Origin of the sequence: Actinoplanes sp. NPDC048988, assembly GCF_043197815.1 — a bacterium.
Lineage (GTDB): Bacteria > Actinomycetota > Actinomycetes > Mycobacteriales > Micromonosporaceae > Actinoplanes.
The window spans coordinates 1,467,902-1,484,671 of sequence record NZ_JBICTW010000001.1 but is presented as its reverse complement, the minus strand read 5'-3'; the positions used below and the strand labels follow the sequence as shown (position 1 = coordinate 1,484,671).

The 16,770-nt window shown below is 71.9% G+C and carries 18 protein-coding genes; 12 read left to right on the top strand and 6 right to left on the bottom strand.

What is annotated here, in order from left to right; translation table 11 throughout:
• The first annotated feature begins 1 nt into the window (after position 1).
• A complete protein-coding gene (locus ACGFJ7_RS06745; RefSeq protein ID WP_392641194.1) occupies positions 2-952 on the top strand; it encodes an arabinan endo-1,5-alpha-L-arabinosidase in 951 nt (316 codons plus the stop codon).
• Positions 953-1,002: 50 nt separating this feature from the next.
• Here ACGFJ7_RS06745 and ACGFJ7_RS06740 read toward each other — a convergent pair whose 3' ends face one another.
• On the bottom strand, positions 1,003-1,893 hold the full coding sequence (locus tag ACGFJ7_RS06740) for an A/G-specific adenine glycosylase (RefSeq protein WP_392641192.1): 891 nt from the start codon (positions 1,891-1,893) through the stop codon (positions 1,003-1,005).
• Between the two features lie 21 nt (positions 1,894-1,914).
• On the opposite strand from ACGFJ7_RS06740, the gene ACGFJ7_RS06735 reads away from it, so the two are divergent.
• From ACGFJ7_RS06735 to ACGFJ7_RS06720, 4 genes are all read left to right on the top strand, one after another.
• The gene (locus ACGFJ7_RS06735) at positions 1,915-2,418 is read left to right on the top strand and encodes an ACT domain-containing protein (protein ID WP_360247210.1); all 504 of its coding nucleotides are present in this window, start codon (positions 1,915-1,917) and stop codon (positions 2,416-2,418) included.
• Positions 2,415-2,942, top strand: a complete 528-nt coding sequence (locus ACGFJ7_RS06730; RefSeq protein WP_392641190.1) for a peptide deformylase — start codon at positions 2,415-2,417, stop codon at positions 2,940-2,942. The genes ACGFJ7_RS06735 and ACGFJ7_RS06730 overlap by 4 nt, the downstream gene beginning before the upstream one ends.
• A gap of 82 nt (positions 2,943-3,024) precedes the next feature.
• Positions 3,025-3,819 (top strand): adhesin, encoded by a 795-nt coding sequence (locus ACGFJ7_RS06725; protein WP_360247206.1) that lies wholly within the window; start codon positions 3,025-3,027, stop codon positions 3,817-3,819.
• Positions 3,820-4,335 (top strand): 2'-5' RNA ligase family protein, encoded by a 516-nt coding sequence (locus tag ACGFJ7_RS06720; protein ID WP_360247204.1) that lies wholly within the window; start codon positions 3,820-3,822, stop codon positions 4,333-4,335. It abuts the gene before it with no gap.
• A gap of 975 nt (positions 4,336-5,310) precedes the next feature.
• Here ACGFJ7_RS06720 and disA read toward each other — a convergent pair.
• From disA to ACGFJ7_RS06700, 4 genes are all read right to left on the bottom strand, one after another.
• Positions 5,311-6,498, bottom strand: a complete 1,188-nt coding sequence (gene disA, locus ACGFJ7_RS06715) for a DNA integrity scanning diadenylate cyclase DisA (RefSeq protein ID WP_360247202.1) — start codon at positions 6,496-6,498, stop codon at positions 5,311-5,313.
• A gap of 51 nt (positions 6,499-6,549) precedes the next feature.
• Positions 6,550-7,980, bottom strand: coding sequence for a DNA repair protein RadA (gene radA / locus ACGFJ7_RS06710; protein WP_360247200.1), 1,431 nt, complete (start codon positions 7,978-7,980; stop codon positions 6,550-6,552).
• A gap of 29 nt (positions 7,981-8,009) precedes the next feature.
• On the bottom strand, positions 8,010-8,750 hold the full coding sequence (locus tag ACGFJ7_RS06705; protein WP_360247198.1) for a hypothetical protein: 741 nt from the start codon (positions 8,748-8,750) through the stop codon (positions 8,010-8,012).
• Positions 8,751-8,834: 84 nt separating this feature from the next.
• Positions 8,835-9,662 carry a UbiA family prenyltransferase gene (locus tag ACGFJ7_RS06700; RefSeq protein ID WP_360247196.1) on the bottom strand — a complete coding sequence of 276 codons (828 nt, stop codon included), beginning with the start codon at positions 9,660-9,662 and terminating at the stop codon, positions 8,835-8,837.
• Between the two features lie 46 nt (positions 9,663-9,708).
• On the opposite strand from ACGFJ7_RS06700, the gene ACGFJ7_RS06695 reads away from it, so the two are divergent.
• Genes ACGFJ7_RS06695 through ACGFJ7_RS06680 form a run of 4 tightly spaced genes read left to right on the top strand, consistent with a single transcriptional unit; the run spans position 9,709 to position 13,155 of the window.
• On the top strand, positions 9,709-10,419 hold the full coding sequence (locus ACGFJ7_RS06695; protein ID WP_392641187.1) for a methyltransferase domain-containing protein: 711 nt from the start codon (positions 9,709-9,711) through the stop codon (positions 10,417-10,419).
• Positions 10,416-11,570 (top strand): acyl-CoA dehydrogenase family protein, encoded by a 1,155-nt coding sequence (locus tag ACGFJ7_RS06690; protein WP_360247192.1) that lies wholly within the window; start codon positions 10,416-10,418, stop codon positions 11,568-11,570. Before ACGFJ7_RS06695 ends, ACGFJ7_RS06690 begins: the two co-directional genes overlap by 4 nt.
• Before the next feature lie 38 nt (positions 11,571-11,608).
• On the top strand, positions 11,609-12,670 hold the full coding sequence (locus ACGFJ7_RS06685; RefSeq protein ID WP_360247190.1) for a type III polyketide synthase: 1,062 nt from the start codon (positions 11,609-11,611) through the stop codon (positions 12,668-12,670).
• Entirely contained in the window at positions 12,667-13,155 is a 489-nt protein-coding gene (locus ACGFJ7_RS06680) for a DUF6023 family protein (RefSeq protein ID WP_360247188.1), read from the top strand. Before ACGFJ7_RS06685 ends, ACGFJ7_RS06680 begins: the two co-directional genes overlap by 4 nt.
• A gap of 24 nt (positions 13,156-13,179) precedes the next feature.
• Here ACGFJ7_RS06680 and ACGFJ7_RS06675 read toward each other — a convergent pair whose 3' ends face one another.
• Complete coding sequence (locus ACGFJ7_RS06675) at positions 13,180-13,947, bottom strand: hypothetical protein (RefSeq protein ID WP_360247186.1); 768 nt, start codon at positions 13,945-13,947, stop codon at positions 13,180-13,182.
• 336 nt (positions 13,948-14,283) lie between these two features.
• Here ACGFJ7_RS06675 and ACGFJ7_RS06670 point away from each other — a divergent pair, with 336 nt between their 5' ends.
• The 3 genes from ACGFJ7_RS06670 to ispF all read left to right on the top strand — a co-directional run bounded on the left by ACGFJ7_RS06670 (position 14,284) and on the right by ispF (position 16,455).
• Entirely contained in the window at positions 14,284-14,769 is a 486-nt protein-coding gene (locus tag ACGFJ7_RS06670) for a CarD family transcriptional regulator (protein WP_026206027.1), read from the top strand.
• A gap of 47 nt (positions 14,770-14,816) precedes the next feature.
• Positions 14,817-15,509 (top strand): 2-C-methyl-D-erythritol 4-phosphate cytidylyltransferase, encoded by a 693-nt coding sequence (gene ispD / locus ACGFJ7_RS06665; protein ID WP_360247183.1) that lies wholly within the window; start codon positions 14,817-14,819, stop codon positions 15,507-15,509.
• 472 nt (positions 15,510-15,981) lie between these two features.
• On the top strand, positions 15,982-16,455 hold the full coding sequence (gene ispF, locus ACGFJ7_RS06660; protein WP_360247181.1) for a 2-C-methyl-D-erythritol 2,4-cyclodiphosphate synthase: 474 nt from the start codon (positions 15,982-15,984) through the stop codon (positions 16,453-16,455).
• The last annotated feature ends 315 nt before the right edge of the window (positions 16,456-16,770 follow it).

Below are 16,770 nucleotides of genomic sequence, written 5' to 3'. Positions count from 1 at the left end.
CATGAGATTCAAGAGCCTGATCGCCCTCGCCGCGGCGGCCACGGTGCTGTTCGCGGCCGAACCCGCGCTGGCCTATCCCGGGCCGGGTGTGGTCACCGGAAGCATCAACGTCCACGATCCCGGCATGATCAAGAAGCCGGACGGTACGTACCTGATAGCCCACACCGGCAACAACATCGCGCTCAAGACCTCGACCGACCGCACCGCGTTCCGCGACGCCGGGGTCGCCTTCCCGAACGGTGCTTCGTGGACCACCTCGTACACCGGGGGCAGCGCCAACCTGTGGGCGCCCGACCTGTCGTACCGCAACGGCCGTTATTACATGTACTACTCGGCCTCGACCTTCGGCTCGAACCGCTCGGCGATCTTCCTGGCCACCAGCACGACCGGCGTCGCCGGATCATGGACCAACCAGGGCCTGGTCATCGAGTCCCGCACGAGCGACAACTTCAACGCGATCGACCCCAACCTGTACGTCGACCCGTCCGGCCGCTGGTGGCTCTCGTTCGGTTCGTTCTGGACCGGCATCAAGCAAGTGCAGCTCAACGCCTCCACCGGCAAACGGCTCGACAGCACCATTCGCTCCCTCGCCGGCCGCGGCGGCGGCGCGATCGAGGCGCCGTACCTGTACCGGCACGGCTCGTACTACTACCTGGTCGTCTCGTTCGACCGCTGCTGCCAGGGCGCGTCCAGCACGTACCGGATCATGGTCGGCCGTTCCACCAGCCCGACCGGCCCGTTCACCGACCGCAACGGCACCGCCATGACCAGCGGCGGCGGCACGGAGATCCTGGCCGGCCAGGGCAGCATTCACGGCCCCGGCGGCCAGTCCGTCTTCACCGACACCGACGCCGACGTGCTGGCCTACCACTACTACGCCGACAACGGCACAGCCCGCCTAGGCATCAACCTCCTGGCGTACGACTCCGCGGGCTGGCCCTACGTCTACTAGCGCCGGTCCCATCCGGAGTCGGGCCGTACCACCAGCAGAGCCATCCCGGCTTACAACGTCTGCACCTCGTACGAGTCGCCGGCCAGGACGAAGGACGAGGCGCCGAACGGTTCGACCAGACCGTCGTCGACCAGGCCGGACAGGGCCCGCGCCCGCTGTACCTCGTCGGCCCAGACCACGTCGAGGCGCTGCTTCGGCACCGGGCCGGTCGCGTGCCGCAGCACCTCCAGGAGCAGGCCGCGCACCTGGCGGTCCGTACCGGCGTACGTCTGCCGTTTGCGACTCGGTCCCGCCATCGGCGGTGAGCCGTCGAGCCGCCAGGCGCAGACCCGCTCGAACGGGCATTGCGGGCACCGCGGCGAGCGGGCCGTGCAGACGATCGCGCCCAGCTCCATGAAAGCGATGCTGGCCCGGGCCGCCTTCGCGACGTCGGCCGGCAACAGCTCCTCCATGGCCGCCAGGTCGGCCGCGGTCGTGGCCGGGCCGGCGTCCGGCTTGCCCTCGACCGCGCGGGACACGACCCGGCGGACGTTGGTGTCGACGACCGGGTGACGCTGGCCGTACGCGAAGGTCGCGACCGCCCGCCCGGTGTAGGTGCCGACGCCGGGCAGCGCGAGCAACTGATCGAGATCGGACGGGACGTCGCCGCCGTGCCGTTCGACCATCGCCACCGCGCAGGCGTGCAACCGCATCGCCCGGCGCGGGTAGCCGAGCCGGCCCCACATGCGGATCGCCTCCGACGGCGGGTCGGCGGCGAGCGCGGCCGGCGTCGGCCAGCGGGTCATCCAGGCGTGCCAGGCGGGCCCCACCCGTACGACCGGGGTCTGCTGGAGCATCACCTCGCTCACCAGCACCCCCCACGGGGTTGTGTCGGGCTGCCGCCAGGGCAGATCGCGGGCGTTGGCGTCGTACCAGGCGATGGCGTCTTCAGCGAGAGTCATGGCAGGTCCTACTGTAGGTGAGTGCATGAGCTGGCCATCACCGTGATCGGGCCGGACCGTCCCGGCATCGTCGCCGACGTGTCCGAGGCGCTCGCCGCGCTCGGCGCCAACCTGACCGACTCCACCATGACCCGCCTGCGCGGGCACTTCACGATGACGCTGATCTGCACCGGTCCGGCCTCGGCCGAGGCCGAGGCCGCGCTCGGCGCGCTGTCCGGGGTGGTCACCCAGGTGCGCCCGGTTTCCCCCGAGTCGTACGGGGTGAAGGACGGCGAACCGTGGGTCGTGAGCGTCCACGGGGCCGACCGGCTCGGCATCGTCGCCGCCGTGACCCGGGTGGTGGCCGCGGCCGGTGGCAACATCACCGACCTGTCGACCCGCCTCGTAGGCTCCCTCTACGTGCTGGTGGCCGAGGTCGACCTGCCGCCCGCGGCCGCCGACGAGCTGGCCGAGCAGCTGGCCGTGGCCGCCGCCGAGCTGGGCGTCGACGTGACGCTGCGCCAGGCCGAGCCGGAGATCCTGTGATCGCTTGGGACGGCCCCGACGGCCGTGTGCTTCCCGTCGTCACCGCGCCGGCGCCCGTGCTGAGCGCGGTCGGCGACGAGGTCGACCCCACGTCGCCCGAGGTGCTCCGGCTGGCGGCCGACCTGGTCGCCACGATGCGGGTCTCGCCCGGCTGCGTCGGGCTGGCCGCGCCGCAGGTCGGCGTCGGCGCGCAGGTTTTCTGCGTCGACGTGACCGGCCATCCGAAGGCGGCCACGGTCCACGGCACGTTCGTCCTCTGCAACGCCAAGGTCGTCGAGGCCAGTCGCTGGAAAGCCGGCCGCGAGGGCTGCATGTCGGTGCCCGACCTGACCGGTGACGTGAAGCGGGCCGGCCGGGTCGTGGTCTCCGCGGTGCTGCCCGGCAGCGGCGAACCGGTGACCGTCACGACCGACGCGTTCGAGGCGCGGGCGCTGCAACACGAGATCGATCACTGCGACGGAAAGCTTTTTCTGGATCGGGTCGCCGGGGCGCACGCCATCTACCAGCGCAAGGTCTATCTCTAACGACACAGCCGTGAGTCGGTGTCGCATACCCCGGCGCGTCGCGGCCTTCGTCTGAGGCGTCCGGGTTTACGGTGACCCCACTATGCGATCGACGGTTGGTCCCCTTCCCTCCGCCGTCTACTGGCGGCGTCGTGCGGTCGTGCTGGGTGCTGTCCTGCTCGGCATCATCGTGCTGTTCGTTTCCTGCTCCGGCAACGACGACAAGGACAACCCCAAGGGCACCTCGTCGTCGCAGCTGCCGACACCGGCGCCGGCGTCCGCGCCGAGCACCGAACCGTCGTTCCTGGACGGCGCCACCGGCGGCGGCCCGTCCCTGCCGGCCCCCGGCGACGTCGAGTCGCCGCAGCCGGGCCAGCAGCCCACCGCCACGGCCACCGGCCCGACGCTGCCCGCGAACACGGCGGCCAACGGCGGCCAGAACGCCAACGGCAGCCAGAACACCAACGGTGGCCAGAACGCGAACGTCAACGCCCCGGCCGACGGCACCTGCACCGACGCCGAGATGTCGGTGACACCCGTTCCGGCGCAGACGCAGCTCAAGCGGGGCAGCGCCGTCCAGATAGAGCTGAAGATCAAGAACATCGGAACCCGCACCTGCTCGCGCGACGTGGGCCCCGACCCACAGGAGCTGTACATCGACTCGGGCGCCCAGAAATACTGGTCGTCGGACACGTGCAGCACGGCCAAGGGCGGCGACGTCCGCCAGCTGGCCGCGGGCCAGGAGCTGAACTACAAGGTGACCTGGAACGGCCGCCAGTCGAGCAGCTGCTCCGGCGGCGCCGCCTCGGGCCCGAACCCGCCCCCCGGCACGTTCGAGCTCCGCGGCCGCCTGGGCACCCTGGTCAGCCAGCCGGTGACACTGACCATCGTGTCCTAAGTGGTCGCTGCGCTCGAGCTCTACCTGGACGTCGAAGCAACCAGGCGGGTACGGACGTTGTGGCGCGCCCTCGAAGAGGAGGGCGTGCCCACGATGGCGTCACTCCTCAACGACAAGCACCGCCCACACGTCTCGCTGGCCGCGGCGCGAACGCTGCCACCCTCGGCCGTGGTGTCAGCCCTGTCCGACATGACGGTGGCCCGCCCCTTGACCCTGCACCTGGATTTCGTGGGCCAGTTCGTGGGCCGCGTCCTGTGGCTGGGCGTAACCCCGACCGCTGAGCTGCTGGACCACCACCGCCAGGTGCACGAGCGCCTGGCGGCCGGCGGCGTGGAGACGTGGGAGCTGTACCGCCCCGGCAAGTGGGTCCCCCACTGCACGGTCTCGATGCGAGTCCCCAACCCGGTGATGGCCCCGGCGATCCGCCGCTGCCTGGAAATGCTCCCCCTGACCGCCACGGTCACCGGCGCCTCAGTCACCGACCACGCAAACGGCATAGCCGAGCCACTGCCCTGACCCGACCCCCAGCAGTCCCGGCCGCCGGCAGCGGAGGGGCGCCGGCAGGCGGATGGGCGCCGGCAGGCGGATGGGCGCCGGTAGGCGGATGGGCGCCGGTAGGCGGATGGGCGCCGGTAGGCGGATGGGCGCCGGTAGGCGGATGGGCGCCGGTAGGCGATGGGCGCCGGTAGGCGGATGGGCGCCGGCCGAGGTGGATGCTGCGCGAAGGCGGCCGCGGGTAGAGGTGGACGCCGGCATAGCTGAGCCGCTGCCCTGCTGACTCGATCACCGCAGCCAGATCCGCGGCCGCGACAGCACCCAGGTGCGGCCTCAGGGACGGCGTCCACAAGGGCAGAGGTGTCACCAACCCGCACGGCGCGGTCCAGTTCCAGGCCAGCAGCGAGTACGGCGAGACCACGGCGGCCGAGGCGATCCACCCGACCACCGCCGCCATCAACCCCACCGGCGGGCGGCCCGAACCGAGTAAGGCGGGATGAAGGTGGGCACGGGCGCGGTGAGTGCGGGCCGAGCCGGGCGTGGATGGGGTGAGTGCGGGCTGGGCCGGGCGCTGGCGAAGTGAGTGCGGGCTGGGCCGGGCGCTGGCGAAGTGAGTGCGGGCTGGGCCGGGCGCTGGCGAAGTGAGTGCGGGCCGAGCCGGGCGTGGACCCGGGGTGAAGTGCGGGCCGAGCCGGGCATGGTGAGTGCGGGCCGAGCCGGGCGGGGTGAGTGCGGGCCGAGCCGGACGCGAGCAAGGACCCGCGTGGATAGATGTGGGCGCGGGCAGAGACAGGCGCCCGGCATAGCAGAGCCGCTGCCCTGAACCGACCACCCCGGCCAGATCGCGCGGCCACGGCCGGCGCGGACGGAGTGAGGCGTGGTGAAGGTGAGTGCGGCGTAGTGAGCCGGGGTAGGTGCGGCTAAGTCTGGGCGCGGCGGAGGCTGGCGCGGGTGGAGCTGGGCGCTCGGTGAAGGTGGGGCGGGGCAGGCGTCGGGTCAGACGTAGCGTTCGAGGATTGAGGCCTCGGCCAGGCGGGAAAGGCCCTCGCGGACGCCGCGGGCTCGGGCGTCGCCGACGCCGTCGACGGCCTGGAGGTCTTCGACGGTGGCGCCCAGGAGGCGCTGGAGGCTGCCGAAGTGGTCGACCAGGCGGTCGACGATCTGGGTGGGCAGGCGTGGGACCTTGGCCAGCAGGCGGAAGCCTCGTGGGGAGACCGCCGCGTCGAGTGCGTCCGAGGCGCCCGGGTAGCCGATGGCCTTGGCCACCGCCACCAGGTCGATCATTTCGGTGGCGGTGAGCAGGTCCAGCTCGACCAGTGCCTCGTCCAGCGTGCGGGCCTTGCGGCCGGTCGGCAGGTAGTCGCGGATGACCAGGGTGCGGTCGGAGTCGACGCCGGCCATCAGCTCGTCGAGTTGGAGGGCCAGGAGGCGGCCGTCGGTGCCGAGCTCGACCACGTAGCCCGAGATCTCGTCGGCGATGCGGCGGACCATCTCGAGGCGCTGCACGACCGCTACGGCGTCACGCACGGTGACCAAGTCTTCGATCTCCAGCGCGGAGAGCGTGCCCGACACCTCGTCGAGGCGGAGCTTGTAGCGCTCCAGGGTGGCCAGCGCCTGATTCGCCCGCGACAGGATGGCCGCGGAGTCGTCGAGGACGTGGCGCTGGCCGTTCACGTACAGGCCGATGATGCGCATCGACTGGCTCACCGAGATGACCGGGAAGCCGGACTGCTTGGCCACCCGCTCGGCCGTACGGTGTCTCGTGCCGGACTCCTCGGACGGGATGGAGGGGTCGGGCATGAGGTGGACGGCGGCCCGGACGATGCGGGTGCCGTCGCTGGAGAGCACCACCGCGCCGTCCATCTTGCACAGCTCGCGCAGGCGGGTGGCCGAGAACTCGACGTCGAGCGGGAAGCCGCCGGTGCAGATCGACTCGACGACGGCGTCGTAGCCGAGGACGATCAGGGCGCCGGTGCGGCCGCGCAGGATGCGCTCGAGGCCGTCGCGCAGGGCCGTACCGGGCGCCATCAGCGCCAGATTGGCGCGGAGCGGATCGGCTGTCACGCCGCCGCCGGTGAGGCCGGTGCTGGGTGTGGTCGCCGCACGATGGGCCGACCCGTTGACGCCGGGTCGTGGCGACGGAGAGGCGGCGGCGGGTTTGGAACCATCGCGGTCGAGCGGCACCTGTACATTCTACGGACCCTGTTCCAGGTCAACGAGGCGTGGTTCGATGAATCACCGACGGTCACCACCGTGGGCGGCCGAGGCCCGGGCCGCGGACTGGAGCGCCGAGCGCAGATCGGCCACCTCGACGACCTCCATGCCCTTCAGCGAGCCGCTGGTCTCGGGCGCGCAGCCGGGCGGGACGAGCGCCACCTTGAAGCCGAGCCGGGACGCCTCGGCCAGCCGCCGGCCGACCGCGCCGACCCGCCGGATCTCGCCGGTCAGGCCGACCTCGCCGATCGCCACCAGGTGGGGCGCCATGGCCAGGTCGAGGCCGCCGGAGGCGACGGCCAGGGCCATCGCGAGGTCGGCCGACGGCTCGGTGAGCCGGATGCCGCCGACGGTCGCGGCGAAGACCTCGCGGTTGTAGAGCTTGAGTTGCTTGGTGCGGCGCTCCAGCACCGCCAGCACCATGGCCAGCCGGGCGCTGTCCAGGCCCGACACCGTACGCCGGGGGGAACCTTGCACCTCGGCCCCGATCAGCGCCTGCACCTCGGTGACCAGGGCTCGCCGGCCTTCCATGGCGACTGTCACGCACGTGCCGGGCACCGGCTCGGCGTACCGCGTGAGGAACAGGCCGGAGGGGTCGGGGAGGCTGGCGATGCCGCCCTCGTGCATCTCGAAGCAGCCGACCTCGTCGGCGGCGCCGAACCGGTTCTTGACGCCGCGCACGAGGCGCAGCGACGAATGCTTGTCGCCCTCGAAGTGCAGCACCACGTCGACCAGGTGTTCCAGCACGCGGGGGCCGGCGACCTGGCCGTCCTTGGTGACGTGGCCGACCAGGACGGTGGCGATGCCGCGTTCCTTGGCCACGCCGACCAGGGCGGCGGTGACCGCGCGGACCTGGGTGACACCGCCGGGCACGCCCTCGGTGCCGGGAGCGGAGATGGTCTGCACCGAGTCGAGCACGAGGAGGCCGGGCTTGACCGCGTCGAGATGGCCCATGACCGCCGACAGGTCGCTCTCGGAGGCCAGGTAAAGCTTCTCGTGGAGCGCGCCGAGCCGTTCGGCCCGCAGCCGGACCTGGCTGACCGATTCCTCGCCGCTGACCACGAGGGACGCCGAACCCGAATGGGCGGCCCACTGCTGGGCCACGTCGAGCAGCAGTGTGGACTTGCCCACACCGGGCTCGCCGGCCAGCAGCACCACCGCACCGGGCACGAGGCCGCCGCCGAGCACCCGGTCGAGCTCGCCCACGTTCGTCGGCACGGCCTTGGCCGGGGCCGCGCTGATCTGGGCGATGGGGCGGGCCGGCTCGGCCGGCATGCGGGAGCTGACCACCCGGCCGGCGCCGAGCGGTGTGGTCACCGTGGACTCGATGACCGAGCCCCACTCGCCGCACTCCGGGCACCGGCCGAGCCATTTCGGCGGCTGGTGCCCGCAGGCGTCGCAGACGAAAGCCGGTCGAGCGGCCTTGGATGCCGAGCGGGTAGAGGAAGTCACCCCGCCAAGTTAGCTGGCGGGTATGACATTTACTCCTCGGTGTTCTCGTGCTCGGTCAGCGCCGGGCCCCGCGAGGCCGGCGACAGCGGCACCTGGAACGGCGCCTGCACCTGCAGCGGCTGCGAGACGCCGCTGACCTCGAAGGTCAGGGCCAGCGAGGTGCCCGGGGCGAGCTTGTCGCTGAGGCCGACGGCCAGCACCTTCTGCTCGTCCTCGGGGAGGAAGGTGGCGCTGCTGAGCGCCGGGATGGTGATCTGGGCCGGCTCGACCTGCTGCTGCTCCTGCTCGCTGGGCGCGCTCGGCACGGTGCCGGAGGCGGGCGACGGGGCGCTGGCGTCGGCCGACGGCACGCCGCCGGGCTGCTCGTCCTGCGACGGGCGGCTGCCGGAGGGCTCCGGGGCCGGGCCGGGCGAGGCCGCCGCGGCGCCGCCGGTCAGGCCGATCTGCCGCGCCGAGACGACGTTGTTCGTCGTGCCCTGCGCCGGCGCGCTGCTGATCGAGACCTGGATCGACGAGGTGGTGGTGTTGTACAGACTCAGCTCGAGCTGAGCCGTCTCACCGGCCGCGTAACCCTCGGGGCTTTTGTAGACCACCTGGAGATTGCGGATCTCCAGACGCCCGTCAGGGCTGGAAGTGTTGAGGCCCGAAATGGGCGTCTTCAGAATGGCGGTCTCGGCGACCTGGCCGGCCGAGCAGCCGGTCAGCGCCATCACGGCGACCGTGGCGACACCCGCGGCCAGTGCGACGCGGCGGGTTCCCAGCGAGCGCATCACGATCCTCCAAGAAAAGAACACCAAAGGGCGTAAGCCCCAGCCTAGAGGTCGGCGATCCGCCACGTGCGCCGACCCGTCCATTCACACCACCCGGCCGCTGAAGATCAGCAGCAGAACGTCGATCAGGGCGACCACGATGACCGCTCGGAACATGGCCACCGCGCGCCCGGAGGAGCGCGTCATGGCGTACCACCCAAGCGGCAGAACCACGACGGAAGCGCAGGCCGCCGCCCAGCCCGCCCACGACGGAGGCCCGGCGGGCCCGAAGACCAGCGTGAGAGTCGCGGCGAGAAGGAGCACCGCCGCCGCGATCGACGAACCGGTGGCGCCTAGCACATGTGGCAGCCCTCGCACCCCCGTTTCGGCGTCGTCGGCCAGATCGGGCAGCACGTTGGCGAAGTGCGCACCCCCGCCGAGCAGCGCTCCCGCCGCCACCAGCCAGGCCGGCGGCGCCGGATGGCCCGGCAGCGCGACCACCACGAAGGCCGGCAGCAGCCCGAACGCCACCAGATAGGGCACCACCGAGAACACCGTGGACTTCAGCGGCCAGTCGTACAGCAGCGCGAAGATCCCCACCAGCGAGATGAGGATCGCCGGCGCGAGCCCGAACGGCAGGCCCAGGAAGGGGATGGCCAGAGAGGCGATCAAACCCGCGGTTCCCACGGTACGGCGGCTGACCGCACCCGACGCCACCGGTTTGTCCCCCCGGCCGGCGCGCCGGTCCCGGTCGGCGTCGAGCCAGTCGTTCACCCAGCCGACGGAGAGCTGGGTGGCCCCCACCGCGAGGAACACGCCGAGGATCGCCCAGCCGCGATGACCAGCGCCGATCGCCAGCAGAGTCATGGCCACGGTGACGGCCCCGCCCGGTTCCGGATGGGACGATTTGATCAACGCGAGAGCGCGGGACATGAAAGCAGTGTGGTGGTTGTGCCGGATGCGTGCCACGCTCGATCACATGCCGCCGATGCCGCGTAACGATCCGCGTCAGTACGACGACCTCGCCGGCGAGTGGTGGCGGCCCGGCGGCGGCTTCGAGCTCCTGCACTGGCTGGCCGCGGCCCGAGCGTCCTTGATCCCGCCGGCCGTGAAGGAAGGCGCCGTCCTGGTCGACGCCGGCTGCGGCGGCGGGCTGCTCGCGCCTCATCTGGCCGGCAAGGGATACCGCCACGTCGGCGTGGACCTGCGCGTCTCGGGACTGGCCCTCGCGGCCGAGCGCGGAGTCACGCCGGTCCGCGGCGACGTGCTGGCCCTGCCGCTGGCCACCGGGTCGGCCGACGTGGTGGCCGCCGGCGAGATCCTCGAGCACGTCACCGACCTGCCGGCCGCCGTGGCCGAGCTGTCCCGGGTGCTGCGGCCGGGCGGGCTGCTGGTGCTCGACACGGTCAACTCCGGCGCGCTCAGCCGTTTCGTCACGGTCACCCTGGGCGAGTGGATCGGCGTGGCCCCGATCGGCCTGCACGATCCCGCCCTCTTCGTCGATCCGCGCCGGCTCACCGCCGAGTTCGCTTCGCATGGCGTACGCCTCGAGGTGCGCGGCCTGCGGCCCAGCGCGGCCGGCCTGTTCCGCTGGCTGGCGTTCGGCCAGGGCGCCGGCGGCCGCATCGTGCCCACCCGTTCGACCGCCGTGCTCTATCAGGGGCGCGGCCGCAAGGAGGCCACCCCGTGATCGAAGAGGCCCGGCGGCTGGCGCCCCGGTTCGCGGCCCGCGCGGCCGCGCACGACCGCGACGGTTCCTTCCCCGCCGACGACTTCGCCGACCTGCGCGCCGCCGGCTTCTTCGGCCTGATGGCGCCGAAGCGGCTCGGCGGGGCCGGCGCGAGCTTCGCCGACTACGCGGCCGTCGCGTACGAGCTGGCCCGCGGCAACGGCGCCACCGCCCTGATCTTCAACATGCACGCCTCGGTCACGGGCGCCCTGGCCGGGGTGAGCGACGAGCTGGCCGAGGCCCTGGGCCTGGCCGACGAGGCGCTGCGGGCCCGCGACGACCACCTTCGGGCGGCCGCCGCCGGCTCCTGGTACGCGGTGGCGATGAGCGAGCGCGGCGCCGGCTCCCGCCTCTCCAAGATCACCACGTCGTACGAGCACGTGAACGGCGGCTACCGGATCACCGGCGCCAAGACCTTCTGCTCCGGCGCCGGACACGCCGACGCCTACCTGGTCGCGGCCCGCAGCGCCGACGATCCCGACCAGGTGTCGCAGTTCCTGGTCCCGGCCGGCGCCGGCCTGCGGGTCGAGCCGACCTGGGACGCCCTCGGCATGCGCGCGACCGGCTCCCACGACCTGCACGTCGACGTGACAGTCCCGTCCGGCGCCCTGCTCGGCGGCGTCGAAGGCCTCGCGCTGGTGATCGCCCAGCTCGCCCCGCACTGGATGGTGGCCAGCTACGCCGCCGTCTACGTGGGCGTCGCCCGCGCCGCCGTCGACGCCGCGGTGGAGCACGTCAACCAGCGCAAGCTCGGCCACCTGCCGGCCGTGCGGGCCCGGATCGGCCGGGCCGACGCGGCGGTCGCCGCCGCCCACCTGGCGGTGATGGAAGCGGCCCGCCGGGTCGACGAGCAGCCCGGCGAGGCCGAGACCACGCGCTGGGTGTGGCGGGCCAAACTGCTCGCCGGCACCACCGCGGCCGAGGTGGCGGCGTCGATGCTCGAGGCCGCCGGCACGTCGGCCATGCGCCGCGGGCACCCGCTGGAACGCCTCTACCGCGACGCCCGGGCCGGATCACTCCAGCCGGCCACCAGCGACGTGTGCGCCGACTGGCTCGGCGTCGACGCGCTCGGCGGTGATCCCGACTCGGACGGATCGGCGCCACGTTGGTGACGGCGTTCGCGGGGTAAGAGTGGCCTGGGGAGGCGTAAGTGAATAACGACGCGACCATCGCCGGGGTAGGAATCTCTCTGCCGCCGTCCGTGGTGCAGGACGAACTGTGGGACGGCTACTTCGAACGGCACTACCCACCCGAGCGGCGGGCACTGGTGCGGCGGATCTTCGCGAACTCCGGGGTGCGTACCCGGCAGGCCGCGGTGAGTCCGCTGCTCGAGGACGTCTCGGACTGGTCCACCGAGCGGCGGATGCGCCGCTACCAGGCCGAGGCGATCCCGCTCGGCAAGGAAGCGGTGAGCCGGGCCCTGACCGACGCCGGGCTCGCCGCGGACGAGTTGGGGCTCTTCGCGGTCTGCTCCTGCACCGGGTACGCGACGCCCGGGCTGGACATCCTGCTCGCCCGCGACCTGGGCATGTCGCCGAGCGTGCGGCGGCTGTTCGTCGGGCACATGGGCTGCTACGCGGCGCTGCCCGGGCTGGGCTCGGTGGCCGACTACGTGGTCGCCCAGGGCAAGCCGGCCCTGCTGCTCTGCGCGGAGCTGACCAGCCTTCATCTCCAGCCTCCGGCGGCGCGGCTGGACATGCAGCAGATCGTGTCGCACGCGCTCTTCGCGGACGCGGCGGCTGCCGTCGTGGTCACTCCGGGTTCCCGGGGGTACGCCGTCCGGGAGGTGGCCGCCGTCACGGACACCACGACGGCCGACCACATGACGTGGGAGGTGACCGACCTCGGGTTCCGGATGGGGCTGTCCCCACGGGTGCCGGCGGTCCTGAAACTGCACGTCCGCGAGCTGGTCGACAGCATGCTGGCCCGGCACGGGCTGACCGTGGCCGAGGTGGACGGCTGGGCGGTCCACCCCGGCGGCCCCAAGATCCTCAACGTCGTCCAGGAGCAACTGGAACTCGACGACGAGGCCATGGCCGCCTCGCGGGAGGTGCTCGCCGCGTACGGGAACTGCTCCTCACCGACTGTGCTCCTGGTCCTGGACGCCCTCCGCCGTCGTGCGGCGCCACCCCGGCGGATCATGATGCTGGCGTTCGGGCCGGGTCTGACGCTCTACGGAACGCTGCTGGAGACCTCTACAGTCACAGGGTGACGTCCGAGCGGGTCCGGGGTGCGGTGCTGTACTCGATGGCGGCTGTACTGCTGGCCGCCGGCGCCACATGGTGGCTGGTGGCGGCGCCCGACGACACCGAGCCGACCAGCCCGGCCCAGCAGTGGCGGCAGGCGGCGGAGCGGTTGCTGCCCGATGTCGGCACCCAGGAGGACGGGGCCACGCTGACCTTGACGCCGGGCGCCGCGCAGCAGATCTCCACCGAGGTGCCGTCGGGCCAGTACTCGGTGGCGATGGTCTGCGTGGGCGGCTCGGGCAGCACGGTGCGGGTCTCCCTCGACAGCGCCGAGAGCGGCTTCGGCGACTTCAGCGGCGTCGGCGGCGACTCGGGCCTCGGCATGAGTTGTGAGCAGGAGCGTTCCCCGGAGACCTTCCCCGTGCAGCTGACCGACGCCCTCCGCATGACGGTCACCGCCGGCCAGGACAGCGAGGTGGTCTTCCGCTACTCCCTGGTCCACATCGGCTGACCCGCACCCCGCGGCGCGGTCTCGTCAGAGGCCGGCGAGGAAGGGGCGCATGTCCTCGACCGAGGCGATGCGGGGGAAGAGGCGCACGATCTTGGAAGCGTCGTCGACGAGCAGGGCGGCGGCGACGCCGTCGGGCGGCGGCAGCTTCAGGTGGGTGCGCAGGGTGCCGGTCGGATCGTGCAAGGGACGTACGGTCTTGCCCTGGGCCTGGGGTGTCGTGTTGGTCGGCGGGGTGAGCGCGGTGCTCGCGGTGGCGGCCGACGACACGGTGACCACGGCGATGTCGGGACGGACGGCGCCGATGGTGTCGGAAACCAGCCTCGCGCAGGCGCAGCCGTCGATGAGCAGGATGACAGCGGGTAGCTGTCTGTTCAGCGGCACCGTGTCGCCGTCGGCGCCGAGAAGCTCGAGCGCGGGCAGTGTGGTGGCGCTGTCGCTGGGGGTGGCGGCCGTGCGCTGGGCGGCGGGCTGGCGCGGCGGGCCCGGCCAGGCCGAGGCGAACAGGCTGGCCACGGTGACGAGCACGGCCATCGAAATGATCAGGACCGGGGCCCGCATGGCCTTGCCGCCGAGCCGGCGCAGGCGGCGGACCGCGGGGCGGCGGGCGAAACGCTGCCAGCGAGTGGGCGGGCCGGTGAGCCGCAGTTCCTCGCGAACCGCCTCGACCTCGTCGGACAGCTCCGAGAGATCGTCGGGGATGACGATGACGCCCCACTCCTCGGGCAGGTCGGGCAGGCCGTCCGGCGAACCGCCATCCGACGACCATCCGCCGTTGTCGCTCGCACCAGCCATGACTCACCCTCCCCTCAAGCCGAGGAGTATTTCTTCGGTACGGGGACCTTGCCTCCCACCCTTCCTCACCCGGCGCTCCACCGCCAGTAGTGCGTGCTTCCGGACCTTAGCGATAAGCTTGACCTCACAAACGCCATAGGTACGAAATATCCGACCCCTGGGTCAAAGCGGTCACCCTTTCGTCACTTTGAGTTACGAAGGCAGCTCGCGGCGCTTCTGTCAAGCCGTAGAAAGGCCCGTCACAGGGCCTCTGAGCTGCACTAACAGTCACCGGCAGGGTGGGACATCGCTGCGTGAGCGTGTTACCCTAGACACAGCGAAAGGGGCTTCGAACCTATGGTTTTCAGTGTCGGCGAGACCGTTGTTTACCCCCACCACGGGGCCGCACTCATCGAGGCAATCGAAACTAGGGTCATCAAGGGCGAGCCAAAGCAGTACTTGGTCCTGCGTGTCGCCCAGGGCGACCTGACTGTTCGGGTGCCCGCTGAGAATGCCGAAATCGTCGGCGTGCGCGAAGTGGTTGGCGAGGAAGGCCTGGGTAAGGTCTTCGACGTCCTCCGCGCTCCGCACACCGAGGAGCCGACCAACTGGTCGCGGCGTTACAAGGCCAATCTCGAGAAGCTTGCCTCCGGTAACCCCCTGAAGGTTGCCGAGGTCGTTCGCGACCTCTGGCGTCGTGAGCGTGAGCGCGGCCTCTCGGCCGGCGAGAAGCGCATGCTCGCGAAGGCTCGTGACATTCTGGTCGGTGAGGTCGCTCTTGCGGAGAAGAGCACCAAGGACGAGGCCGAGGTTCTCCTCGACAAGGTCCTCACCGAGGCCTGATCTACCCACAGACACAACATCAAAACTTGTGTTCTCAGGACCGCGACGTGACCGCGCAGCTTAGTGCTCGGGGTGACGTCGCGGTCCTGGTTCCGGCAGCAGGTGCCGGCCTGCGGCTCGGCCCGGGCGGGCCCAAGGCTTTGCGCCTGCTCGCCGGCGAGCCGCTACTCGTGCACGCGATCCGCCGCGTCGCGGCGGCGCCGTCGGTGCGCCTCATCGTGGTCGCCGCTCCAGCGGCCGAGGTCGAGGCGGTTCGAGAACTACTGGCGCCGGTCGCGCCGGTCACCGTGGTGGCCGGCGGGGCCGAGCGGCAGGAGTCGGTGGCCCGGGCACTGGCCGAGGTTCCATCCGACGTCGCCATCGTGCTCGTCCACGACGCCGCCCGCGCCCTCACCCCACCCGAGCTGATCGAGTCGGTGGCGGCCGCGGTCCGCGACGGCCATCCCGCGGTGATCCCCGCCCTTCCCGTGGTGGACACCATCAAGGAAGTCGACCCGGGCGAGACCGTCCTGGGCACTGTCGACCGCTCCGTGCTCCGCAGCGTGCAGACCCCGCAGGGCTTCCGCCACGACATCCTGGCCGCGGCCCACGCCTCCGCCGCCGACCACTTGACCGACGACGCCGGCCTGGTCGAAAAGGCGGGCCTCCCGGTGATCTGCGTACCCGGCTCCGAGCTGGCCATGAAAATCACCCGCCCCCTGGACCTGATCCTGGCCGAGGCGCTACTCAACCTCCCCTGACCCGGGCGGCTTGTCGCGGCTCAGCCCTGGCCTTCGGCTTTCTTCAGCGCGCGAGTGTCCTCCTGCGTCTCTTCCGCGCGCGACTGTCCTCCTGCGTCTCTTCCGCGCGCCGGTGTCCTCCTGACCCTCTCGGCGCGTTCGCTTTGCCCCCTACTGCCCGGACTTGGGTGGTTGCCGCGCTTCGCGGCCTCTCGGCGTGCCTGCTTTGCGTCGTCGGGCGTGAGGCTGTGGCGTCCTCCGGCCTGAAGTTTCGGTGGACGCACCCCTCGATGTTTGCCCACCCTGATCCGGCTGCCCCGGTGGTTCTGGCGCGCGCGGAGCTGCCATTGGGGCCTGAATTTGTGGCGGTTTCCTTGGCGGTGCTCGCCCGGGCGCCTCGCTCGGTGGCTGAGATCTTCGGCGGTGATGGGCTGGTGGGGAGGCGTTGTGCCCGGCGCGGCGTGGGGCGGGAAGGCGTCGGTAGCCTGAGCCGGTGATCAATCAGCGGGTCGGTATCGGGACGGATGTGCACGCCTTCGAGGCGGGGCGGCCCTGCTGGGTGGCGGGTCTGTTCTGGCCGGACGTCATCGGGCTGGCCGGGCACTCCGACGCTGACGTGGCCGCCCATGCCGCCTGCGACGCGCTCTTCGGTGCGGCCGGGCTGGGCGACCTGGGCAGCAATTTCGGCACTTCGCGGCCGGAATGGGCGGGCGCGTCCGGTTCGGCCCTGCTCGCCGAGACGGCGCGTCTGGTCCGGGAGGCGTCGTTCCAGGTGGTCAACGTGTCGATCCAGGTGATCGGCAACCATCCCAAGATCGGCAAGCGCCGGGCCGAGGCGCAGGAGGCCCTGTCCGCCGCGGTAGGCGCGCCGGTGACGGTCTCGGGCACCACCACCGACGGTTTGGGCCTGACCGGTCGCGGCGAGGGGCTGGCCGCCATGGCCGTCGCCCTGATCGCCTCCGTCTGACCGCTCGCCGGTCGCGCGTCTGACCGCTCGCCGCTCGCCGGTCGTGCGTCTCGCCGCTCGCCGCTCGCCGCTCGCCGGTCTCGAGTCTCGCCGCACGCCGCTCGGTGCTCGGCGGTCACCGGTCACCGGTCACCGGTCGCGAGTCTCGCCGCTCGGCGGTCGCAGGTCGCCGGTCGCCGGTCTCGCCGCTCGGGGCTGGGCTTCTCGCCGCTCGGTGGGCGGGTGTTTCGGCGGTTGTCGCGGTGGGTGGTGGTGGGTTGTCCGCGCAGCGTGCGACCCCACAGGGTGACGTTAGGTGGGAGCGCCTACCCTCGA